We start from the raw sequence: 20,661 nt of genomic DNA on the forward strand, positions 1-20,661 counted from the left end.
TGGCGCCCGCGGCGGTGGGCGCCGCGCGGGCTGCGCTGCAGGTGCTGCGGGCCGAGGCGTGGCGGCCGGACGCGGTGCTTCGCCACGCCCGCTTCCTGGCCGAGACGTGCGGCGTGCCGGAAGTGCCGGCGTCGGCGGTGGTGTCGGTGATCCTGGGCGATCCGGAAGTCGCGCTGGCCGCCGCGACCGCCTGCCTGGACGCCGGCGTCAAGGTGGGCTGTTTCCGGCCCCCGACCGTGCCCGCGGGGACGTCGCGGCTGCGCCTGTCGGCGCGCGCGTCGCTGGACGCCGACGACCTCGAGACCGCGCGCCGGGTGCTGACGGACGTGCTCGGCGTGGCGCGCCGTTGACCGTTCTGGTCGTCACCGGCACCGGCACCGGGGTCGGCAAGACGGTCGTCACCGCGGCCCTGGCCTGCCACGCCCGCCAGGCCGGCCTCGACGTGGCGGTGTGCAAGCCGGTCCAGACCGGCACCGACGCCGGCGACGACGACCTCGCCGAGGTGGGCCGGCTGTCCGGGGTGACCGAACTCGTCGGGCTGGCCCGCTACCCGCTGCCCATGGCGCCGGCCGCCGCGGCCGAGCAGGCCGGGACGGCGCTGCCCACCGGTGAACAGGTGCTGCGGCTCATCCGCGGCCTGGACCGCCCGGGGCGGCTGACGCTGGTCGAGGGCGCGGGCGGCCTGCTGGTCGAACTCGCCGACCCCGCCGTTACGCTGCGCGACCTCGCCGTCGGGCTGGGCGCCGCGGCGCTGGTCGTGGTGGGCGCCGAGCTGGGCACCCTCAACCACACCGCGCTAACCCTGGAAGGGCTTGCCGCCCAACGAGTTCCGTGCGCCGGGCTGGTCATCGGGAGCTGGCCGGCCCGGCCCGGCCTGGTGGAAACCTCGAACCGGTCGGCTTTGGCGAAGCTGGCCCCGGTGCGGGCCGCGCTGCCCGCGGGCGCGGCATCCAGGCCCGACTTCGCGGCCATGAGCGCCGAGGCGTTCGACCGCGACTGGGTGACCGCGCTGGTGCGCTGATGGTCCATTCCATCGAGCTGGTCTTCGACCCCGCGACCGAAGAGGCCATTCGCGGCATCTGGCGGGAGCTGGCCGTCGCCGGCATCCCCAGCCAGGCGCCCGCCAGCCGGCCGCACGTGACGCTGGCCGTCGCCGAACGCATCGACCCCCAGGTCGACGCGCTGCTGGGTCCGGTCACGCGACGACTCCCGCTGGACGCGGCGATCGGCGCGCCGGTGCTGTTCGGGCGGGCGAACGTCGTGTTCGCCCGGCTGATCGTGCCGACCAGCGAACTGCTGGCCCTGCACGCCGAGGTGCACCGGCTGTGCGGTCCACATCTCGAGCCGGCGCCGATGACCAACAGCCTGCCGGGCCAATGGACCGCGCACGTGACCATGGCGCGCCGCGTCGGTGGCCACCAGCTCGGCCGGGCGCTGCGCGTCGCGGGCCGACCGGCGCAGCTCGACGGCCGGTTCGCCGGCTTGCGCCGCTGGGACGGCGGCAAGAAGGTCGAACACCCGCTGTAGCGCGCGGTGTTTGAGTGTGCATCCTGGGCTTCGCGTGTGAAGCCACGGCGCAAGAATCGCCCGGATCCCGCCGTGAGTTCACACCGAAAGCCGTGGGCTCACACTAACCGCCGAACAGCAGATACAGGCCGGTGAACGTATAGCCGACCATCACCAGCATCATCGTCAGCTGCCCCGTGAGCTGATGGCCGGCCGGCAGCAGCCGCAAGGCCCGGTCGTGGGCGGCGACCACAGCCACGATGTGCCCGGTCACCACCGACGCCACCTTGATGCCGGCGAGCAGCGGGGGATGCGCCGACAGCACGTAGGCGACGTGACAATGCGCCAGCCCCAACAGGTTCCAGCCGCGGCCGAACGGATCGGCCAGCGCGAACACCGCCTGCTGGCCGCGCTCGACGAGGTAGGACAGGTAGTGCGCGAAGATGTAGCCCACCACGATCGGGATCAGCGAATGCGCCATCCGCCCGGGCAGGGCGCGGCGCTGCTCGCGGTCGACGCCGCCAGTGGCGCGCGCCGCAAGCGAAAACGTCACCGCGACAACGGAAATGAAGACGATCAGCCCCAACGTCCGCAACAGCGATGACGAGAGCGTCGGCGCCAGGCCGAAGCCACGCGAAATCTCGTCGGCGAACCCCCGCCACGTCGGCGACGACGAGAAGCTGTCGAACGCCGTCGACCCGAGCAGCACCGCCAGCAACACCACCAGCCCCGGCCGCACGGGCAGCGACGGCAGGTGGTCGAGCGGATTCCCGACGACGATCTCGCCGGTGGCCGGGTGCCGCCGAAACGGGCACAGCCGCGAAACCGCCATGCTGTACACACCGAACGGGTCGGCCCGGGCCAGCCACCGCTGCCCGCACAGCCACGCCCCGACCAGCATCAGCGCCGCATACGTCGCCAGCCACGCCCGGACCAGCGGCAGCGACGCCGAGTTCGGGCTGGCCAGCTCCATCCACACGAACGCGAACAGGCCCAGCGCCGCGGGTCGATAGCCCCAGCCCTCGGGGTAGGACCACCGCGGCCGGCCGAGTCGCGCCGGCGTCACCCGCCGCAACAGCAGATACACCGTGCGCATCGGCGAGATCACCCGCCAGACCGGGCCGAACAGCAACGACACCGCCACCAGCCCGACCCACAGCAGCACGTAAAACACCCCGAGCAGGGCGTTGGACTCCGACCGCGGACCCCACACCCCGGCCAGCACCACCCACACCGCGAACGCCAATGCCAGCCCCGCCGCCGTCCAGCGGGTCGCCCGGACGTCGACGAACGAGGTCAGCGCCGACGGCAGCGGCCGGCCGGGCTTGTCCGGATCGAACCGCGGCCGCCGCCACGCGAACGCCACCAGCGCGAACGTGAACGTCAGCGCCCACGCCGCCCCGACCATCGCGTACAGGTACGGCACCGGGAGGTCGCCGGAGCCGCCCAGGCCGTGCGCGAGCACCGTCGTCGCGCCGGCGGCGCTCACGGCTGAACTTGGATCGTCGCGATCGTGCGGTCCAGGTGATGCAGCTCGACCTCGACGTTTCCCGGGACGTCGACGCTGAACTGGAAGGTTTGGCCGGGCGCGGCCGCGACCGGGAACTTGTGGTCGGGCGTCGAGTGCACGTGCAACTCGTCGGGGGCGTCGCTGGTGACCCGCAGGGTGATTTGCTGGTGCACCTTGGCCTGCAGCGTGGCGTTGGTCGGGGTGACCTGGCCCTTGGCGATGGTGACGTCCACAACGGGGGCCGCGGCGGGCGACTGGGGCTGCGATCCGCCGCAGGCGACGAGCCCGCAGGTCAGCGCGGCCGCCCACGCGGTGACGAGGCCACGGCGAACCGTCATCAAGCTAGGCCGCCCTGGGGGCGCCCGGCACGGGCTGCTTTTCCTCGACCGGCTCCGGCGATTCCTGGGCGTTGTTCAGCCGGCCGGCGCCCCACGTCAGCGCGCTGATCACCATCAGGGTCAGGATCAGCACCACGATCCCGCCGGCGGTGAACAGCCAGGTCGGCGCGCTCTGGTCGCGTTCGCGCTGCAGGATCGTGACCTCCAGGACGAACGGCCGCACGCTTTGCGCCAGCGCGGGAACCTCGGGTGCCGGAATGGCGTCGTCGGCGGGCTCCCAGATCGGCACGGCCGTCATCGTGCGGCCGTCCTGCACCCGCAGCAGCGTCTTCCACTCTCCCCACACGGGAACCGGCTGGGTCGACCGGTAGTGCCCCGGACCGACCTTCTCCAGTCGGTCGATCATCAGGCCGCGGTTGTTCTCCATGCGGCCCTGCCAGGACAGGATCGTCAGCCACTCCGGATGGTCGCTGACGAACGGCGGCGTGAGCTGCACGTCCGCCGACACCATGCGCCGCCCCGGTTGGCTGGGCTGGTCGGTCAGCGTGACGGTGGCGGTGTTGTGGTTCGGCACCAAGATGTGCAAACCGTTGGCCACCGCGGCCCCGATCACCAACACCGTCAACGCCACCGCGGCGATGCCGACCCGGCGGCCCGGCAGCCGCTGTCCGGTGAGCACCATCCCGAACATCGCCCCGCACACCCCGGTCAGCACGGCCACGGGCACCGACATCGCCAGCGCCTCGCCCCACATCCTCGTCGGCCACGGGTAGTGGTACACCGCGCCGATCCACAGCGACTCCAGCCACAGCCCGACGGTCGCGACGCCCAGGCCGGAGACGGCACCAAAAGCGATGGGGCGCTTGAGGAGTGGGGTCAGCGCCACCAGCTCGACGACCAGCGCCGGACCCACATAGAGCGGGAACCAGTTGATCGGCGCGCCCAGGATGGGCCCGACCAGCAACGCGACCAGGCCCCGCAGGGCGACGGCGAACAAGGCCCCGATGACCGCGCCGCCGCGCCCCATGGTCAGCCGGGCGGCAACCGCCGCCAGCGCGGCCGCCGCGGCGATCAGCATCGGCTGGAAGACCAGCCGGAATTGCGGGACGCCGAAGTCGAATTCGATCTGATAGACGGACAGCCCGATGAACAGACCGCCGAAGGACAGGTAGCGCAGGAACTTGATGAACGGGCCGTGGAAGACTTCGGCGCCCTCGTGGGCCTCGCCCTCGCGCTCCAGGATCAGCACCGAGAAAAGGGAAAAGCAAGCCCCGCCGATCATCATCAAATGCGTTGGGCCCCAGAGGGTTACGTCTTGCCCGAAGATGCGGTGCCAAATGTCGTCGAGCGGGAACCCGATCATCGCGTACAACCCGCAGCCCGACATCAGAATCCCGCCGACCGGGGCGTACCAGTTACGGGTGATGCGCACCGCCGCCGGGCCGGGCCTGTCGAAGGGCAGCACGATCGCCAACATGCCCGCAACGAAGATCCCGAACAGGCCGATGATGATGAAGTAGTGCGCCGGGTTCGCCAGCGGGCCGGGGTCGCGGCCGTTGCCGATGTGCCAGCTGACGTCCCAGATGAACCCGAACAGGGCGCAGATGATGAACGTGGTGAAGATCAGGACCGGTAGGGCGACCCAGTTGGGGCGGTGGAACTTTTCGCCCATCTTGTCGGCGATGCGGGTCAACCACTCGATGCGGTGGGTGCGGTGCGCATAACCGATCCACAGCATCGCCGCGCCGATCACCACGGCGGCGATCGACAACCCGATCACCTGGTTGAGGCCGGCGCCGCGCGCCGGCGCCTCGGCCACAAAAGTGAGTTCCGCCGATTTCATCGTCAAACCCTCCTGCACCCCGGCCTGGCGAGCTGTGATGCAGCTCGCAGGAACCGGAATGCCCCGATCGAGGGCCCGTCAATCACGCTTTTTGTCGGCGGCGTCGCTTTGCTGGCTCGCCCCCGCGTCGCCGCCGTTGCGACGGTCTCTCAGCGCGACGTACAGGATGACGCCGACCACCACGATCGCCGGCAGGAAGGCGGGGATCGCCAGCAGCAGCATGTGGTGGGCCAGGTACTCGACGTGCGGCTGAGCCTCCCAAACGGTCATGGTGCAGACATACCCCGTCTGCCCCAATCTTCGGAGCCGTTACCCTACTTTGAACCGATTTGTTCAGGCTGCCATCACGAATGGCAGGTGCGGGTGCGCGCGCACGCAAAAAGATGCAGGGGAGTACCTGGTGACTCAAGCGGCAACTCGGCCGACGACCGACGCCGACGACTCGAACGACGACATCCTCGCGGTGGCCCGCCGGCAGGTGCTCGACGGCGGCGAGGGCCTGACCCGCGACCAGGTGCTGCGGGTGCTGCAGCTGCCCGACGACCGGCTCGAGGAGCTGCTGGCGCTGGCCCACGAGGTGCGCATGCGCTGGTGCGGGCCCGAGGTCGAGGTCGAGGGCATCATCAGCCTCAAGACCGGCGGGTGCCCGGAGGATTGCCACTTCTGCTCCCAGTCCGGGCTGTTCTCGTCGCCGGTCCGCAGCGCGCGGCTCGACATACCCAGCCTGGTCGAGGCGGCCAAGCAGACGGCAAAGTCGGGCGCCACCGAGTTCTGCATCGTGGCCGCGGTCCGCGGCCCCGACGAGCGGTTGATGGCGCAGGTCGCGGCCGGCATCGAGGCGATCCGCGACGAGGTCGAGATCAACATCGCCTGCTCGCTGGGGATGCTGAGCGCCGAACAGGTGGAGCAGCTCTCGGCGATGGGCGTGCACCGCTACAACCACAACCTGGAGACGGCCCGCTCGTTCTTCCCCAATGTCGTGACGACCCACACCTGGGAAGAGCGCTGGGAGACGCTGTCGATGGTGCGCGACGCCGGCATGGAGGTGTGCTGCGGCGGCATCCTCGGCATGGGCGAAACCCTGGAGCAGCGCGCGGAGTTCGCGGCCGACCTGGCCGAGCTCGGGCCCGACGAGGTGCCGCTGAACTTCCTGAACCCGCGGCCGGGCACACCGTTCGGCGACCTGGAGGTACTGCCCGTGAGCGAGGCGTTGAAGTCGGTCGCCGCCTTCCGGCTGGCGTTGCCGCGCACGATGCTGCGCTTTGCCGGCGGCCGCGAGATCACGCTGGGCGACCTCGGCGCCAAGCAGGGCATCCTGGGCGGCATCAACGCGGTGATCGTCGGGAACTACCTGACCACGCTCGGGCGCCCCGCCGAGGCGGACCTGGAACTGCTGCAGGATCTGCAGATGCCGATCAAGGCGCTCAACGCCAGCCTGTAAGAGACTTAAGACCGTGGTTCGGGAATTGGGCGCCCCGGTCGGCGCCGGCGTCTACAACGTCTACACCGGGGAACGGGGTGGGTCGGCCGTGCCGACGGCCGCCCAGCTGGGTCTCGAGCCGCCCCGGTTCTGCGCCCAATGCGGACGCCGCATGGTGGTCCAGGTGCGGCCCGACGGCTGGCGGGCGCGGTGCTCGCGGCACGGCGAGGTCGACTCTGCGGACATGGAGGCAAAGCGGTGACCGAGCACGCCGAGTCGGCGTCGTTCGACCCCGCCGGCGTTCCCCGTAAGGCGCGGGCGCGCGCGGTCCTCGTCGCGGCGCTGGGGGTGGCCGCGACCGGTGTCGCGATCGGCGGGCTGTGGGCCTGGATCGCGCCGCCGATTCGCGCCGTCGTGGCGATCACGCGGGCCGGTGAGCGGGTTCACGACTACCTGGGCACCGAGTCCGAGCACTTCTTCATCGCGCCGGCCATGCTGCTGGGCCTGTTGACGGCGCTGTCGGTGGTGGGCGCGGTGCTGGTGTGGCAGCGGCGCGAGCACCGCGGGCCCGCGATGGTCCTGGGGCTGTCGCTCGGCATGGTCGTCGCCGCCGCGGTGGCTGCGGGGACGGGCGCGCTGCTGGTTCGGCTGCGCTACGGTGCGCTGAACTTCGACGCGGTCGCGGTCTCGGGCACCCCGCCGGTCGCCTATGTCACCCAGGCGCCGCCGGTGTTCTTCGCCCTCCACCTGCCGCAGGTGGCGGTGACGCTGGCGTGGCCCGCGGGGATCGCCGCGCTGGTGTGCGCGCTTCTCGCTGCGGCCGACGCCCGCGACGACCTGGGTGCTCGTCCGGTGGCCGGTCGGCCTTCCGGCGCACTGCCGATGGAGCCCGAAGCCCCGGAGGCCGCCGTCTCGTAGGCATCGCAGCGTGGGCCAAGCGGCCGCGTCGAATGTGAACTCACGGCTTTCGGTGTGCACCCACGGCGAGATCTGGGCGATTTTCCCGCCGTGGCTTCACGCGCAAAGCGCGGCTTAGAGCGGGCGGTGCGGGATCTTGCGGCCGGTGATGACCTTGGCCGCGATCTTGACCAGCCGCGCCATGCCGACGTAGGTCATCGGGTTGAACATCGTCGGCCACGTGGTCCGGATCAGGTGCTCGGTCAGCGGCCGGCCGGCGAACCGGTCGGTGAGCCAGCGCAGCGTCATCGGCGCGGACAGCGGGTGCAGGCAGATGTGTTCGTTGAACGCGTCCCGGTGGTAGGTGACCCGGGCGCCGCCGGCCGAATAGGCGTCGGCGAGCTCGTCGATGTCGTGCACGTCGATCAGGTAGTCGTGCACCGCCTGCACGATCAGCACCGGCGGCGTCGGCACCGCCGCGCCCAGCTTGATGCTGTCGAAGACGTAGGTGACCTCGGGGGTCGACAGGATGTCTTCGAGCGGCTCGTCGAGGTAGTCGCCCATGTTCTTGCCGGCCATCCGCAGGACGGCCTCCACGGTCGTCATGTTGTGCAGCGAGTCGAGCAGGGCGCGTCCCTCCTCGTTGGTGTGCTCCTTGATGATCCGGTCCAGGTCGGGGTAGATCTTGGCCAGCGCCGCCACCACCAGCGCGGGCAGGCCGGCGAGAAAGCTCCCGTTGAGCCGGCGAAACGTGTGGCCGAGGTCGCCGACGGGCGAGCCCAGCACCGCGCCGACGATGTCCAGTTCGGGTGCGTAATCGCCGCACATTTCCGCGGCCCACGCGCTGGCCAGGCCACCGCCGGAGTAGCCCCACAGCCCGATCGGCGCCGACGGAGACAGCCCGAGCCGCTCCGAGCTCAGCGCGGCGCGGATGCCGTCCAGCACGCGGTAACCGGGCTCGTACGGCGCGCCCCACGAACCGTGGATGCCCTCGTGGTCGGGCACCGACACGGCCCATCCCTCGGCGACGGCTGCGGTGATCAGCAAGAACTCGAATTGGCTAAGCGACCCGAGGGCCTTGGCCCGGCGCCTCAGCGCGTAGGACGGAAAGCAACGCGACGTCATCGCGTCGATCGCGCACTGGTACGACAACACCGGGCAGCTCTGCCCCGGAGCCAGCTGCGCCGGGACGATCACGGTGGTCGCCGTCGCCTCGGGCTGGCCATTCATGTCCATGGTGCGGTACAGCAGTTGGACGGCCTTGACGGGCTGGGGCACCAGACCCAAAAACGCCAGCTCGACGTCGCGCGAGCGCAGCACCGTCCCGGGCTCGGCGTGCTGGTAGCCGGGCGGCGGCTGGTAAAACGGGTCGTCCGACGGCAGCAGCGGGCGGACCTTGCGCTGCAGTTCTTCATGGTGCGGCCGTCCGATCCATTGAGCGCCACGCGTCCCCGCGAGATTGCCGAGCTCAACCATTCGCAGATCCCTCCTTGGCCATCCGGCATTCTCGCGCATGAACGGACGGTGACCAAAACGTAATCGCCGCATTGTGAGCCAGTTCTTGTGTCCCCCCAGCTCACGGGCGAAAGGTGTTCTGCCCAATGTACCGGCGTGTCGCGGCGGGCGGGGCGTGTTAAACGCCGGGCGGCCGGAACGCGGCGAATTCGTCGGTGACCCGCAGCTGGGAGTCGGTGAAGTGATAAAGCGCCGCCGGCCGTCCGCCGCTGCGACCGGACTGGGCGATGGTGCCGGTCTGGCTGATGACCCCACGCCGGACCAGCACGCGCTGCAGGTTCGTCGCGTCGACCTGGTAGCCGAGCGCGGCGCCGTAGATGTCCCGCAGCGTAGACAGCGCGAATTCCCTTGGGGCCAAGGCGAATCCGATGTTGGTGTAGGACATCTTGGCGGCCAGCCTGGTTTGGGCGTGGGCGACCATCGGGGCGTGGTCGAACGCCATGGGCGGCAGCGAATCCACCGGATGCCACCGGGTGTCCGGGGGCAGTTCCGGGGTGGCGGGGGAGGGCACCAGGCCCAGGAACGTCGAGGCGATCACCCGGGCACCGGGGACCCGGTGTGGGTCGGAAAACACAGCGAGCTGCTCCAAGTGAGCCAGCTCTCGCAGGTCGACCTTCTCGGCCAGCTGGCGGCGAACCGAGGTGGTCATGTCCTCGTCCGTGCGCAGCCGGCCGCCCGGCAGCGACCAGGCGCCCTTCTGCGGTTCCCTGGCGCGTTGCCATAACAGGACGTTCAACTGGGGTTTCTGTCTACGGGGGGCCGCCGTTACCTGACGAACCTGGAACACGACGGCAAGCACCTCGTGTTCAGTGCTAGTATGGCCCATGTTTTCGATTGTAAGTCGAAAACCTCCCGGGACGAAAGGAACCGCTGTGACGGTTTCGATTGGCATGGACACCCTCGCGGACGACCTGAGTGCCCGCATCACCGACACCCCCGCCGGCTACACCGGCCTGGACGGAGACGAGCAGTGGGCCGCCGAGGTTCGCCGGCTGGCCACGCTGCGCGGCGCCACGCTGCTCGCGCACAACTACCAGCTGCCCGCCATCCAGGACGTCGCCGACCACGTGGGCGATTCGCTGGCGCTGTCGCGGATCGCCGCCGACGCGCCCGAGGACACCATCGTGTTCTGCGGGGTGCACTTCATGGCCGAGACCGCCAAGATCCTCAGCCCGGACAAGACCGTGCTCATACCGGACCAGCGGGCCGGCTGCTCGCTGGCCGATTCCATCACCCCCGACGAGCTGCGCGCCTGGAAGGATGAGCACCCCGGCGCCGTCGTCGTCTCCTATGTCAACACCACCGCCGCGGTGAAGGCGCTGACCGACATCTGCTGCACGTCGTCCAACGCGGTCGACGTCGTCGAGTCCATCGACCCCGACCGCGAGGTGCTGTTCTGCCCGGACCAATTCCTCGGCGCCCACGTCCGGCGCGTGACGGGGCGTAAGAACCTGCACGTGTGGGCCGGGGAATGTCACGTGCACGCCGGCATCAACGGCGACGAGCTCTCCGAGCAGGCGCGCGCGAACCCCGACGCCGAACTGTATGTGCACCCTGAATGCGGCTGCGCCACTTCGGCTTTGTATCTCGCCGGCGAGGGCGCGTTCCCGGCGGAGCGGGTGAAGATCCTGTCCACCGGCGGCATGCTCGAGGCCGCCCACGAGACGAACGCCCGCAAGGTCCTGGTCGCCACCGAGGTCGGCATGTTGCACCAATTGCGCCGCGCCGCACCGCAAGTCGACTTCCGCGCCGTCAACGACCGGGCCTCCTGCAAGTACATGAAGATGATCACCCCGGCCGCGCTGCTGCGCTGCCTGGTCGAGGGGGCCGACGAAGTCCACGTCGACCCCGAGATCGCCGCGGCGGGCCGGCGCAGCGTGCAGCGAATGATCCAGATCGGGCAGCCGGGCGGCGGCGAATGATCGCCCGTCCGGATTGGACCCATTCCGCCGACGTCGTCGTAATCGGTACCGGCGTGGCGGGTTTGGCCGCCGCGCTCGCCGCCCATCGCGCCGGCCGCAGCGTCGTGGTGCTGTCCAAGGCGGACGAGGCGCGCGGTGTGACCGCGACGCATTACGCGCAGGGCGGCATCGCGGTGGTGTTGCCAGGCAACGACGACTCGGTCGAGGCCCACGTCGCCGACACCCTGGCCGCCGGCGCCGGCCTGTGCGACCCCGACGCCGTCTGCTCGATCGTCGCCGACGGCTACCGCGCCGTGTCCGAATTGGTCGGTGACGGAGCACGATTCGACGAGGCCGTGCCCGGCCGCTGGGACGTGACGCGCGAGGGCGGCCACTCGCGGCGGCGCATCGTGCACGCCGGCGGCGACGCCACCGGCGCCGAGGTCCAGCGCGCACTCGACCACGCCGCGGCCACGCTCGACATCCGCACCGGCCACGTTGCCCTGCGGGTGCTGCACGACGGGGCCGCGGTGACCGGCGTGTGGGCGCACAACCCGGACGGCTACGGCGTCATCAGTGCGCCCTCGGTGATCCTGGCGTCCGGCGGGCTCGGTCACCTGTACGGGGCGACCACCAATCCCCACGGCTCCACCGGCGACGGCATCGCGCTGGCGCTGTGGGCCGGGGTGCCGGTCAGCGATCTCGAGTTCATCCAATTCCACCCGACGATGCTTTTCGGCACGGGCGGCGGGCGGCGCCCATTGGTCACCGAGGCGATCCGCGGCGAGGGTGCGATACTGCTTGATTCCCAAGGTAATTCGGTCACCGCCGGCGTTCACCCGATGGGCGACCTGGCCCCACGCGACGTCGTCGCGGCGGCCATCGACGCGCGGCTGCGGGAGACCGGCGACCCGTGCGTCTTCCTCGACGCGCGCGGCATCGCGGGCTTCGAGGCGCGTTTCCCGACCGTCACCGCCGCGTGCCGGGAGGCCGGGATCGACCCCGTCCGCCAACCCATTCCGGTCGTCCCCGGCGCGCACTACAGCTGCGGCGGCGTCGTCACCGACGTGCACGGGCAGACCGAGTTGCCCGGGCTGTTCGCCGCCGGCGAGGTGGCCCGCACCGGCATGCACGGCGCAAACCGCTTGGCGTCCAACAGCTTGCTCGAGGGGCTGGTGGTCGGCGGTCGCGCCGGCAGGGCCGCCGCCGCGCACGCCTCGGCGGCCGGGCGGACCCGCGCGCTCGCGCCCGAACTCGTCGCCCACACCGCCGCACCGCGCGGCGACCTGCACCGGGCCATGAGCCGCGACGCCTCGGTGGTGCGCGACGCCGCCGGGCTGAACCGGTTGTCCGACAAGCTATCCGGGGCGCCCATCCGCGACATCACCGGCCGACGCGACTTCGAGGACATCGCCTTGACGCTGGCTGCCCGGGCGGTGACCGCGGGCGCCCTGGCGCGCAACGAAAGCCGCGGGTGCCACCACCGCGCGGAGTACCCGGACGCGGCGCCCGAACACGCCCGCAGCAGCGTGCTCCGGCTGGCCGACGACCAGAACTCGGTGCTGGTGGAGGCGCTGGCGGCGGTGGGGTGACGATGCTGTCCGACGGCGAACTCGACACCGCCCGGGACCTGATCCGGCGCGCTCTGCAGGAGGATCTGCGCTACGGGCCCGACGTCACCACGCAGGCCACGGTCCCGGCCGGCGCGGTGACGACCGCCTCGATGGTGCCCCGCGAGCCGGGCGTGATCGCCGGGGTGGACGTCGCGTTGCTCGTGCTGGACGAGGTGCTCGGCGCCGGCGGCTATCAGGTGCTCGATCGCGTCGACGACGGCGCCCGGCTGTGGCCGGGCGAGCCGCTGCTGACGGTCCAGGCGCCGACCCGCGGCCTGCTGACCGCGGAGCGGACCGCGCTGAACCTGATCTGCCACCTGTCCGGAATCGCCACCGCCACCGCGGCCTGGGTCGACGCGGTGCACGGCACCAAGGCCAAAATCCGCGACACCCGCAAGACCCTGCCCGGCCTGCGGGCGCTGCAGAAATACGCGGTTCGCGTCGGCGGCGGCGTCAACCACCGCCTCGGGCTCGGCGACGCGGCCCTGATCAAGGACAACCACGTCGCCGCCGCCGGATCGGTGGTCGAGGCGCTGCGCGCGGTACGCGAAGCGGCCCCCGACCTGCCCTGCGAGGTCGAGGTGGATTCGCTCGAGCAGCTCGACGAGGTGCTGCCCGAAAAGCCCGAGCTGATCCTGCTGGACAACTTCCCGGTGTGGCAGACGCAGACCGCCGTGCAGCGCCGCGACGCCCGGGCGCCCGCCGTGCAGCTCGAATCGTCCGGCGGCCTCAGCCTGGAGAACGCGGCGACCTACGCCGCGACCGGCGTGGACTACCTGGCCGTCGGCGCGCTGACCCACTCGGTGCGCGTGCTCGACATCGGCCTGGACATGTAGGCCTTCCGCGCGTCGCCCTCAGGTGGCCATGGCGTCGGCCGCCGAACGGGCCGAGAGCGCGTCGAGCACTGCGTATTCCGCTTCGTAGACCGCGGCCTCGGCGAAATCGATGGCGTCGAGCGCGTAGCCGATGGACATGTTGGCGTAGGCGTCCATCTCTTTGGCGTCGTGCGCGGCCTTCTTCTCGGCGAGGTCATGGCGAATCTTGTCGACGTGGTGCTTCCACTTTTGGGCCAGCTCCTGCCAGTGCTTCGATGCCTCGTCGTGCGCGGCCTCGGCCCGGTCCTGCAGGTGGTCGGCCGCCTGGGACGCTCGGTCACGCGCGTGGGCCACATCCGCCTGGACTTGTTCGCGGCCCTGCTGTGCGGCGGCGCGGATTTGCTCGCTCGCGTTCCTGGCGGCGACGGAGATTTTGTCGAACCGTGCGGTCAGATCGTTGTCAGCCATTGCAAGATCCCTTCTGCCTGAGGCTGATTGATGTGCAGCTGCAATTGTTGCGCTGCAGCGGCGCGTGGGCGTAGGGCCCTAAGTCCTTGGTCCGTCCGGGGCATGGCGATCATCGGTTCTCGGCTTGCGAGACCGCGTCGTGTCGGCGTCCCGGGTCAACTGAGGGCCTGCGAGCGTCCTTATCGACTTGGACATGCAGGCCTTCCGATTGCATGTCCATCCCAGGCGGAAAATCGCCGAAATCCCGCCGCGAACTCACACCGAAAGCCGTGAGCGCACACTCAATTCGGAGACAGCTCGCGGCGCAGCGCCGCGGGGGTCTGGGCCAGATGTTGGCGAACAACGCGGGTGAAGTGCGCCTGGTCGGCAAATCCGAGTTCAGCGGCGACGGTGGCCAGCGTCGACTCGTCGCGCTCGAGCCGGTCGAGCGCCCGGCTCACCCGGACGCGGTTGCGATACCGAGTGAGCGATACGCCCAGCTCGCGCGGGAACGCCCTACTCAACCGGTATGGCGACGTGCCCAGCAGCTCCGCCAGTGGGAACAGACCGCGCGCCGCCGGGTCGTCGTCGTGGATGGCCGCGCGCGCCCGCCGCACAAGAAGTGCGTCCGCGGGACCCGGCCGATCCGCCAGCGGCGTGTGTCGGTCGGTTACCGCTCGTACCGCCCTGGCTATGAGCGCGACGACATTCTCGGCGAGCTGGTAGTCGATATCGGCGCCGGCCAACAGCCGCCGGTGCGCGAGCTCCAGCCGAGCGTCGACGTAGAAGGTCGAGCGTCGCAGTCGACCGGGATCGCCGACCAGCCGCCGCCACGACGCCGCGCTCAGCCGCACCGAGGTGCATACGTCACCGCCGTGGGGATGGGCGAATTGGTCTTCCTCGCCAGGCCCGCCGACGTAGCCGACCGTCGGATCGAGATTGACCGGCCCGTCTGAGCCTCGCCGCTGAAACCGGCCGGACCTGACCAAGACCAGCCGTCCGTCGATCGGGCGCTCAATCGCCGACCAGCTCGAGCCGTCGGGACGGCATGTCCAGGCCTGCAGGCTGAAGTGGGGCCGGGCGGCGAGGGTGACCATCGACAGCACGCCGCCAGGCTAGCGCCGCAGGGTGACAGCCGGCCGCAAGGATGTTCAAGACCGCGCGGCATCCGGGCGCGAAGCTCGCTTCATGGCATCAATACGCACCGAGTTCCAAATCGACGTCGACGCCGACCGCGTTTGGCAAGTGATCGGGGACTGGGCCGACGGCCCGGTTGGCATGGCGCGCGGTTACGTGGCGTCGGCGCACGCCGACGGCGACGTTCGCGTGGTGACGTTCGCGAACGGCAATGTCGCCCGGGAACGGCTCGTCGCGCGAGACGAATCCGCGCGCCGCATCGTCTACTCCCTCATCGGCGACACCGCGCGACCCGAACACGACAACACCGCGATGCAGATCGTGCCCGACGGCGCGCGACGGTGCCGCTTCATCTGGACCAGGGATGTTCTGCCGGACGAGTTGGCGGGTCGGCTGCACGCCGCGATGGAGCAGGCCGCCCAGGCGATCAAGGCCAGCCTCGAAGGCGAGCTAGCCGCGCAGTAGCGTGCGCGCGGCGGGCTTGGCCGCGTCGAGCGCGCCCGCGTCACCGGAAGTCCGGGACAGGATCAGCGCCCCTTCGATCAACGAGATCACCGCCAGCCCAACCTGGTTCGCCTCCGCCGCACCCCACCCGTCGGAGCGCAGCCGCTCCTCGACGGCCGCGCACCACCCCGCGAAGGCGCGCGCCGAGGCCTCGCGCACCAGCGGGCTCGCGTGCACCGACTCGGTGGCGATCGGTTCGATGGGGCAGCCGTCGCGCCGGTCGCCCGCCAAGCCCGCGGCCAGCAGGTCGATCCACCGATCGACGATGTCGGCCACCGGCCGGCCCGTCGCCAGCAACCGGCGCAGCAGTTGCTCGATGCCGCTTCCCTCCGTCTCGACGACCGCCGCCGCCAACTGTTGCTTGCCCTGCGGAAAGTGGTGATACAACGAGCCGGGCTTGACGCCGGCCTCGTCAAGGATCTGGTTGAGCCCGGTCGCCGCGTAGCCCTGGCGGCGAAACAGGATGGCGGCCTTGTCGATCAGCGCGGGGCGGCTCCGATCCGGTCTCGGCATGCTATTGACTTTACTTGAATAATCACTCAAGAATGCAGACATGAGGCAGCTGACCTACGAAGAGACCGGGCGATACGCGTGGCGCGAGGTGCCCGAACCGCAGCTCGCCGCGCCCGAGCAGGCGCTGGTCCGGCCGCTGGCGGTGGCGTGTTGCGACCTCGACGTCGCGGTCTGCCAAGGCAGGCTGCCGTTGCCGCCGGCGTACGCGGTCGGCCACGAGGGGTTGGCCCAGGTGGTGGCGGTCGGTGACGACGTCAAAGGTGTTCGGGTGGGCGACCAGGTCGTGGTGCCTTTCCAGATCAGCTGCGGGACGTGCCGCGAATGCCGTCGCGGCGTGACGGGCTCGTGTGGCTCGGGGCCACTGATGGCGATGTATGGAATGGCGCCGATCGCCGGGCTGGACGGCGGCGGGTTCATGTCGGATCTGGTGCTGGTGCCCTACGCCGACGCGATGCTGATCCCGTTTCCCGACCCGGTTGACCCCGTCTCCATCGCGTCCCTGTCGGACAACATTCCCGACGGCTGGCGCACCGTCGGGCCGTTCGCCGACGAGCTGAGCGCGCTCGATCCGGCCGATCGCCGCGTCCTGGTGCTCGGGCGACTGTCGATCGGGTTGTATGCGGCCGCCTTCGGCGTGGCGTTGGGCGCTCACGTCGACTACGTCGACACCGACCCGCAGCGGCTGGCCGCCGCCGAGAAGCTCGGCGCGGCGGTCCACGACGTCGCCAAACCCGACAAGTCTTGGGGCTCTTACCCGGTCACCGTGCACACGACCGGCGACGCCGCGACGCTTTCGGCGACGCTGCGCGCGACCTGGCCGGACGGCGTGTGCACCGACACGGGGATCTACCCCGAATACAAGGTCGAGATGCCGCTGTTGCCGATGTACACCCGGGGCGTGCGGTTCGTCACCGGACGGGTCAGCGCGCGCACGGTCATTCCGCGCGTGCTCGAACTGCTCGCCGGTGGCCTGGACCTGTCGCCGGCCGTCGACCGCGTTGTTGCCTGGGAAGACGCCCCGGCGGCCTGGCCGGCGATGACGGGTAAGACGGTCTTCACGCGGGCCTAGGGCGTTGCGTGTGAACCTATGGCTTTGCGGGTGAATGTAGGGCGGGAAAGTCGCCGAAATCCCGCCGCCAGTACACGCGAAAAGCCGTCAGTTCACTCACAACGCCGGGAAGCGTCAGGCGATGTCGGCGACGAACACCCCGACCCGGCCCAGCTGCGCGCGGACCATCCGCGGCAGGCCCTCGCCGTCGGAACCGGCGGGCAGGATCCGCGGGTTGGTGATGTGCACCACGCGATTGCGGCTGTACTCGACGTCGGCCTCGCCGGCGGCCAGCACGTTCTTGGCCCAGTTCGTCTTGCCGTGGGCCAGCGCGATCGCGAGCAGGTTGCCCTTCCGGTACGGGGTGATGATGGTCTCGTACTGCTTGCCCGAGGTGCGGCCGCGGTGCTTGATGGTCGCGGTCCCGGGCAGAAAACGCGCGATCGGCTTCACCGCCGGGTTGAAGTACTTGATCTGAAAGCGCTCGAACCAGACCGGGAACACCATCGGGACGCCGGGGGCGTTGTTCGGGTGATTCTTTGTGGACATGACGGCTCCTTGAGCAACTCTGCGGGCCTGACCGGTCTTACCCGGCCTTTCACCGGCACTGTACCGGGCGGCACGCGAATGCCGCTTGCGTGATGACGGTTCGTCGTGGCCGCGTCGCAATAAGTCAAGCCGCACAAGGGATTTCGTTTTGCCGTCGGTGAGGTTGCGGGCGTACGGTTTGCCTATGACCAACGCGTGCGAGTCCATGCCGAAAGTAGGCGTTATCCCGGCAAAGTACAGATTTCTTATGGCCATGGCCGCCGCGCGTACCGACGACCTCAGGGCATTCGCCGCCGACGCCCGCGCGGCCGGCGCCTCGGAAGCAGAGATCGCCGAGGCGGTCGAGATCCGACGATCCGTTGGCGCCGACGCCCCGCGGGCGCGGACGCTGCGGAGTTACCTGATCCTGTGGGCGGCGGCCATGATGGTCGGCGCAGCCTTGCTGATTCAGACCGCCTCTCCGGTCCGGGCCGATGAGTGCGGCGACGCTGGCGGTGCCCCGGCAGCGGCGGGTGGCTGCATCCAGCCCGGCGCGCCCGCGGGGGACACCCCGCCGCAGGCCGGCATTCCCCAGCCGCCGTGGCTGTCGGTGATCGAGCGTCGGGATCCCCAGTTCGCCGACTCCTACCTGGCCATGCGTGAGCGCATCCTGAAGGACGGCGCGATCCCCGCCAAATACAAGCTGCTCATCGGCATGGTCACTGATGCCATCGCTGCGCACCCGGATGGTGTCCGGATGCTGGCCGACAACGCCCGGGCGGCGGGCGCCACCGAACCCGAGGTCACCGAGGCGGTCGAGGTGGGATATCTGTACGGCGGGACCGCGGCACTGGTCATGGGAAGCAACGCGTTCGGCAGCTGAACGCCGATTCGCGCGGTCCCGAACCCCGAGAGCAAATGCGGTTGCTCCCATCAGGGACAATGGAGAACGTGACCCCCACCCAACCGTCGCCGATCGCCCGCATTGACCTGCGCGGCGCGCAGCTGACGGCCGCCCGGCTGCGGGCGGCGCTGCCGCGCGGCGGCGCCGACGTGGACAGCGTGCTGCCCACGGTGCGGCCGATCGTGGAGGCGGTCGCGGAGGGCGGGGCCGAGGCGGCGCTGGAATACGGCGAGGCGTTCGACGGGGTGCGGCCGCCGGCCGTCCGGGTGCCCGCCGCGGCGCTCGACCAGGCGCTGGCCGATCTGGCCCCCGCGGTAGCCGAGGCGCTGCGGGTGATGATCGAACGTACCCGCGCCGTGCACGCCGACCAGCGCCGCGCCGACGTCACCACCACGCTCGGCCCCGGCGCGACGGTCACCGAGCGGTGGGTCCCCGTCGAGCGGGTCGGCCTGTACGTGCCCGGCGGCAACGCCGTGTACCCGTCCAGCGTGGTGATGAACGTGGTTCCGGCGCAGGCCGCCGGAGTCGGCTCGCTGGTGGTGGCCAGCCCGCCGCAGGCGGCCTTTGACGGATTGCCCCACCCGACGATCCTGGCCGCGGCCCGGCTGCTCGGCGTCGACGAGGTATGGGCTGTCGGCGGCGCCCAGGCCGTCGCGCTGCTGGCCTACGGCGGCACCGACACCGACGGTCGAGAGCTCGAGCCGGTCGACATGATCACCGGCCCCGGCAACATCTACGTAACCGCCGCCAAGCGGCTGTGCCGCTCCCGGGTCGGCATCGACGCCGAGGCGGGGCCGACCGAGATCGCCATCCTCGCCGACCACACCGCCGACCCCGCGCACGTGGCCGCCGACCTGATCAGCCAGGCCGAGCACGACGAGATGGCGGGCAGCGTGCTGGTGACCCCCAGCGAAAGCCTGGCCGCCGCCACCGACACCGAGCTGGCCGCCCAGCTGCAAACGACAGTGCACCGCGAACGGGTGACGGCGGCGCTAAGCGGCCCCCAGTCCGCGATCATCCTGGTCGACGACCTGGACGCCGGCGTCGAGGTGGTCAACGCCTACGCCGCCGAACACCTGGAGATCCAGACGGCCGACGCGGCAGCGGTCGCGGGCCGGATCCGTTCGGCCGGAGCCATTTTCGTCGGCCCGTACGCCCCGGTGAGTCTCGGCGACTACTGCGCCGGGTCCAACCACGTGCTGCCGACCGGCGGCAGCGCCCGCCACTCCAGCGGCCTGTCGGTGCAGACGTTCCTGCGCGGCATCCACGTCGTCGACTACACCGAGGCGGCGCTGAAGGACGTCTCCGGACATGTGGTCGCGCTGGCCGAGGCCGAGGACCTGCCGTCGCACGGCGAGGCGGTCCGGCGGAGGTTCGAACGATGACCGAACGCAAAAACCCTACGCTGGACGACCTGCCGCTGCGCGACGACCTGCGCGGCAAATCGCCTTACGGGGCACCGCAATTGGCGGTTCCGGTGCGCCTGAACACCAACGAGAACCCGCACCCGCCCACCAAGGCGCTGGTCGACGACGTGGTGCGGTCGGTGCGCGAGGCCGCGGTCGACCTGCACCGCTACCCCGACCGCGACGCGGTGGCCCTGCGCCGCGACCTGGCCGCCTACCTCACCGCCCAGACCGGGACCCCGCTCGACGTCGAAAACCTCTGGGCCGCCAACGGTTCCAACGAGATCCTGCAACAGCTGCTGCAGGCGTTCGGCGGGCCGGGGCGCAGCGCGATCGGGTTCGTCCCGTCCTACTCGATGCACCCGATCATCGCCGACGGCACCCGCACCGAGTGGCTCGAGGCGGCGCGCGCCGACGACTTCAGCCTCGACGTGGACGCCGCCGTCGCCGCGGTCGCCGAACGCCAACCCGACGTCGTCTTCGTCGCCAGCCCGAATAACCCGTCCGGGCAAAGCGTTTCGCTGGGCGACCTGCGGCGGCTGCTCGACGTGGTGCCGGGCATCCTGATCCTCGACGAGGCCTACGGCGAATTCTCGTCGCAGCCCAGCGCGGTGGCATTGGTCCAGGATTATCCGACCAAGCTCGTCGTCACCCGCACCATGAGCAAGGCGTTCGCGTTCGCCGGCGGCCGGCTCGGTTACCTGATCGCCACGCCGGCGATGATCGACGCCATGCTGCTGGTGCGGCTGCCGTATCACCTGTCGTCGGTCACCCAGGCCGCGGCCCGCGCCGCGCTGCGGCACGCCGACGACACCT

The 20,661-nt window shown here is 70.6% G+C and carries 24 protein-coding genes; 14 read left to right on the forward strand and 10 right to left on the reverse strand.

What is annotated here, in order from left to right; all coding sequences use genetic code 11:
* The 3 genes from A5712_RS09540 to A5712_RS09550 all read left to right on the forward strand — a co-directional run.
* Positions 1-350: aminotransferase class I/II-fold pyridoxal phosphate-dependent enzyme (locus tag A5712_RS09540; RefSeq protein ID WP_369830380.1), on the forward strand; the 350-nt coding region annotated here is incomplete at its 5' end.
* On the forward strand, positions 347-1,021 hold the full coding sequence (gene bioD, locus A5712_RS09545; RefSeq protein WP_068103875.1) for a dethiobiotin synthase: 675 nt from the start codon (positions 347-349) through the stop codon (positions 1,019-1,021). The genes A5712_RS09540 and bioD, both read left to right, overlap by 4 nt.
* Positions 1,021-1,527, forward strand: coding sequence for a 2'-5' RNA ligase family protein (locus A5712_RS09550; protein WP_068103877.1), 507 nt, complete (start codon positions 1,021-1,023; stop codon positions 1,525-1,527). Before bioD ends, A5712_RS09550 begins: the two co-directional genes overlap by 1 nt.
* Before the next feature lie 103 nt (positions 1,528-1,630).
* Here A5712_RS09550 and A5712_RS09555 read toward each other — a convergent pair whose 3' ends face one another.
* The 4 genes from A5712_RS09555 to A5712_RS09570 all read right to left on the reverse strand — a co-directional run bounded on the left by A5712_RS09555 (position 1,631) and on the right by A5712_RS09570 (position 5,467).
* A complete protein-coding gene (locus A5712_RS09555) occupies positions 1,631-2,995 on the reverse strand; it encodes a hypothetical protein (RefSeq protein WP_068103879.1) in 1,365 nt (454 codons plus the stop codon).
* A complete protein-coding gene (locus tag A5712_RS09560; RefSeq protein WP_068103913.1) occupies positions 2,992-3,354 on the reverse strand; it encodes a hypothetical protein in 363 nt (120 codons plus the stop codon). Before A5712_RS09560 ends, A5712_RS09555 begins: the two co-directional genes overlap by 4 nt.
* Positions 3,355-3,358: 4 nt before the next feature.
* Positions 3,359-5,197 (reverse strand): hypothetical protein, encoded by a 1,839-nt coding sequence (locus A5712_RS09565; protein WP_068103881.1) that lies wholly within the window; start codon positions 5,195-5,197, stop codon positions 3,359-3,361.
* A gap of 78 nt (positions 5,198-5,275) precedes the next feature.
* On the reverse strand, positions 5,276-5,467 hold the full coding sequence (locus tag A5712_RS09570) for a hypothetical protein (protein WP_068103883.1): 192 nt from the start codon (positions 5,465-5,467) through the stop codon (positions 5,276-5,278).
* Between the two features lie 130 nt (positions 5,468-5,597).
* On the opposite strand from A5712_RS09570, the gene bioB reads away from it, so the two are divergent.
* The 3 genes from bioB to A5712_RS09585 are packed head-to-tail and all read left to right on the forward strand — an operon-like array spanning position 5,598 to position 7,535.
* Entirely contained in the window at positions 5,598-6,638 is a 1,041-nt protein-coding gene (bioB, locus tag A5712_RS09575; protein WP_068103885.1) for a biotin synthase BioB, read from the forward strand.
* Between the two features lie 13 nt (positions 6,639-6,651).
* Positions 6,652-6,879 (forward strand): hypothetical protein, encoded by a 228-nt coding sequence (locus tag A5712_RS09580; protein ID WP_068103887.1) that lies wholly within the window; start codon positions 6,652-6,654, stop codon positions 6,877-6,879.
* On the forward strand, positions 6,876-7,535 hold the full coding sequence (locus A5712_RS09585; RefSeq protein WP_068103889.1) for a DUF2567 domain-containing protein: 660 nt from the start codon (positions 6,876-6,878) through the stop codon (positions 7,533-7,535). Before A5712_RS09580 ends, A5712_RS09585 begins: the two co-directional genes overlap by 4 nt.
* A gap of 114 nt (positions 7,536-7,649) precedes the next feature.
* Here A5712_RS09585 and A5712_RS09590 read toward each other — a convergent pair whose 3' ends face one another.
* On the reverse strand, positions 7,650-8,990 hold the full coding sequence (locus A5712_RS09590) for a lipase family protein (RefSeq protein ID WP_068103891.1): 1,341 nt from the start codon (positions 8,988-8,990) through the stop codon (positions 7,650-7,652).
* Between the two features lie 157 nt (positions 8,991-9,147).
* The gene (locus A5712_RS09595; RefSeq protein ID WP_068103893.1) at positions 9,148-9,855 is read right to left on the reverse strand and encodes an NUDIX domain-containing protein; all 708 of its coding nucleotides are present in this window, start codon (positions 9,853-9,855) and stop codon (positions 9,148-9,150) included.
* A gap of 64 nt (positions 9,856-9,919) precedes the next feature.
* On the opposite strand from A5712_RS09595, the gene nadA reads away from it, so the two are divergent.
* Genes nadA through nadC form a run of 3 tightly spaced genes read left to right on the forward strand, consistent with a single transcriptional unit; the run spans position 9,920 to position 13,379 of the window.
* The gene (gene nadA / locus A5712_RS09600) at positions 9,920-10,951 is read left to right on the forward strand and encodes a quinolinate synthase NadA (protein WP_142282344.1); all 1,032 of its coding nucleotides are present in this window, start codon (positions 9,920-9,922) and stop codon (positions 10,949-10,951) included.
* The gene (locus A5712_RS09605; RefSeq protein WP_068103897.1) at positions 10,948-12,522 is read left to right on the forward strand and encodes an L-aspartate oxidase; all 1,575 of its coding nucleotides are present in this window, start codon (positions 10,948-10,950) and stop codon (positions 12,520-12,522) included. Before nadA ends, A5712_RS09605 begins: the two co-directional genes overlap by 4 nt.
* Before the next feature lie 2 nt (positions 12,523-12,524).
* Positions 12,525-13,379: a carboxylating nicotinate-nucleotide diphosphorylase gene (gene nadC / locus A5712_RS09610; RefSeq protein WP_197519353.1), complete on the forward strand. Its 855-nt coding sequence runs from the start codon at positions 12,525-12,527 to the stop codon at positions 13,377-13,379.
* A gap of 18 nt (positions 13,380-13,397) precedes the next feature.
* Here nadC and A5712_RS09615 read toward each other — a convergent pair whose 3' ends face one another.
* Together A5712_RS09615 and A5712_RS09620 are read right to left on the reverse strand one after the other, a co-directional pair.
* Complete coding sequence (locus tag A5712_RS09615; protein WP_068103901.1) at positions 13,398-13,826, reverse strand: hypothetical protein; 429 nt, start codon at positions 13,824-13,826, stop codon at positions 13,398-13,400.
* 281 nt (positions 13,827-14,107) lie between these two features.
* Positions 14,108-14,902, reverse strand: a complete 795-nt coding sequence (locus tag A5712_RS09620) for a helix-turn-helix transcriptional regulator (protein ID WP_068103915.1) — start codon at positions 14,900-14,902, stop codon at positions 14,108-14,110.
* Positions 14,903-14,993: 91 nt separating this feature from the next.
* On the opposite strand from A5712_RS09620, the gene A5712_RS09625 reads away from it, so the two are divergent.
* A complete protein-coding gene (locus A5712_RS09625) occupies positions 14,994-15,407 on the forward strand; it encodes an SRPBCC family protein (RefSeq protein WP_068103917.1) in 414 nt (137 codons plus the stop codon).
* Here A5712_RS09625 and A5712_RS09630 read toward each other — a convergent pair.
* Positions 15,393-15,959: a TetR/AcrR family transcriptional regulator gene (locus A5712_RS09630; protein WP_068103903.1), complete on the reverse strand. Its 567-nt coding sequence runs from the start codon at positions 15,957-15,959 to the stop codon at positions 15,393-15,395. The two genes, A5712_RS09625 and A5712_RS09630, sit on opposite strands and share 15 nt — an antisense overlap.
* A gap of 40 nt (positions 15,960-15,999) precedes the next feature.
* Between A5712_RS09630 and A5712_RS09635 the strand changes: the two genes are divergently transcribed.
* Positions 16,000-17,028, forward strand: coding sequence for a zinc-binding dehydrogenase (locus A5712_RS09635; protein WP_068103905.1), 1,029 nt, complete (start codon positions 16,000-16,002; stop codon positions 17,026-17,028).
* Between the two features lie 114 nt (positions 17,029-17,142).
* On the opposite strand, the gene A5712_RS09640 is transcribed toward A5712_RS09635, so the two are convergent.
* On the reverse strand, positions 17,143-17,556 hold the full coding sequence (locus A5712_RS09640) for a nitroreductase family deazaflavin-dependent oxidoreductase (protein WP_068103907.1): 414 nt from the start codon (positions 17,554-17,556) through the stop codon (positions 17,143-17,145).
* 253 nt (positions 17,557-17,809) lie between these two features.
* On the opposite strand from A5712_RS09640, the gene A5712_RS30155 reads away from it, so the two are divergent.
* The 3 genes from A5712_RS30155 to A5712_RS09655 all read left to right on the forward strand — a co-directional run.
* A complete protein-coding gene (locus A5712_RS30155; RefSeq protein WP_197519352.1) occupies positions 17,810-18,418 on the forward strand; it encodes a carboxymuconolactone decarboxylase family protein in 609 nt (202 codons plus the stop codon).
* A gap of 59 nt (positions 18,419-18,477) precedes the next feature.
* Complete coding sequence (gene hisD / locus A5712_RS09650; RefSeq protein ID WP_068103909.1) at positions 18,478-19,824, forward strand: histidinol dehydrogenase; 1,347 nt, start codon at positions 18,478-18,480, stop codon at positions 19,822-19,824.
* A partial coding sequence (locus A5712_RS09655) for a histidinol-phosphate transaminase (protein WP_068103911.1) occupies positions 19,821-20,661 on the forward strand: 841 nt, incomplete at its 3' end. The genes hisD and A5712_RS09655, both read left to right, overlap by 4 nt.

The organism is Mycobacterium sp. E2327 (assembly GCF_001672675.1).
Taxonomy (GTDB): domain Bacteria; phylum Actinomycetota; class Actinomycetes; order Mycobacteriales; family Mycobacteriaceae; genus Mycobacterium.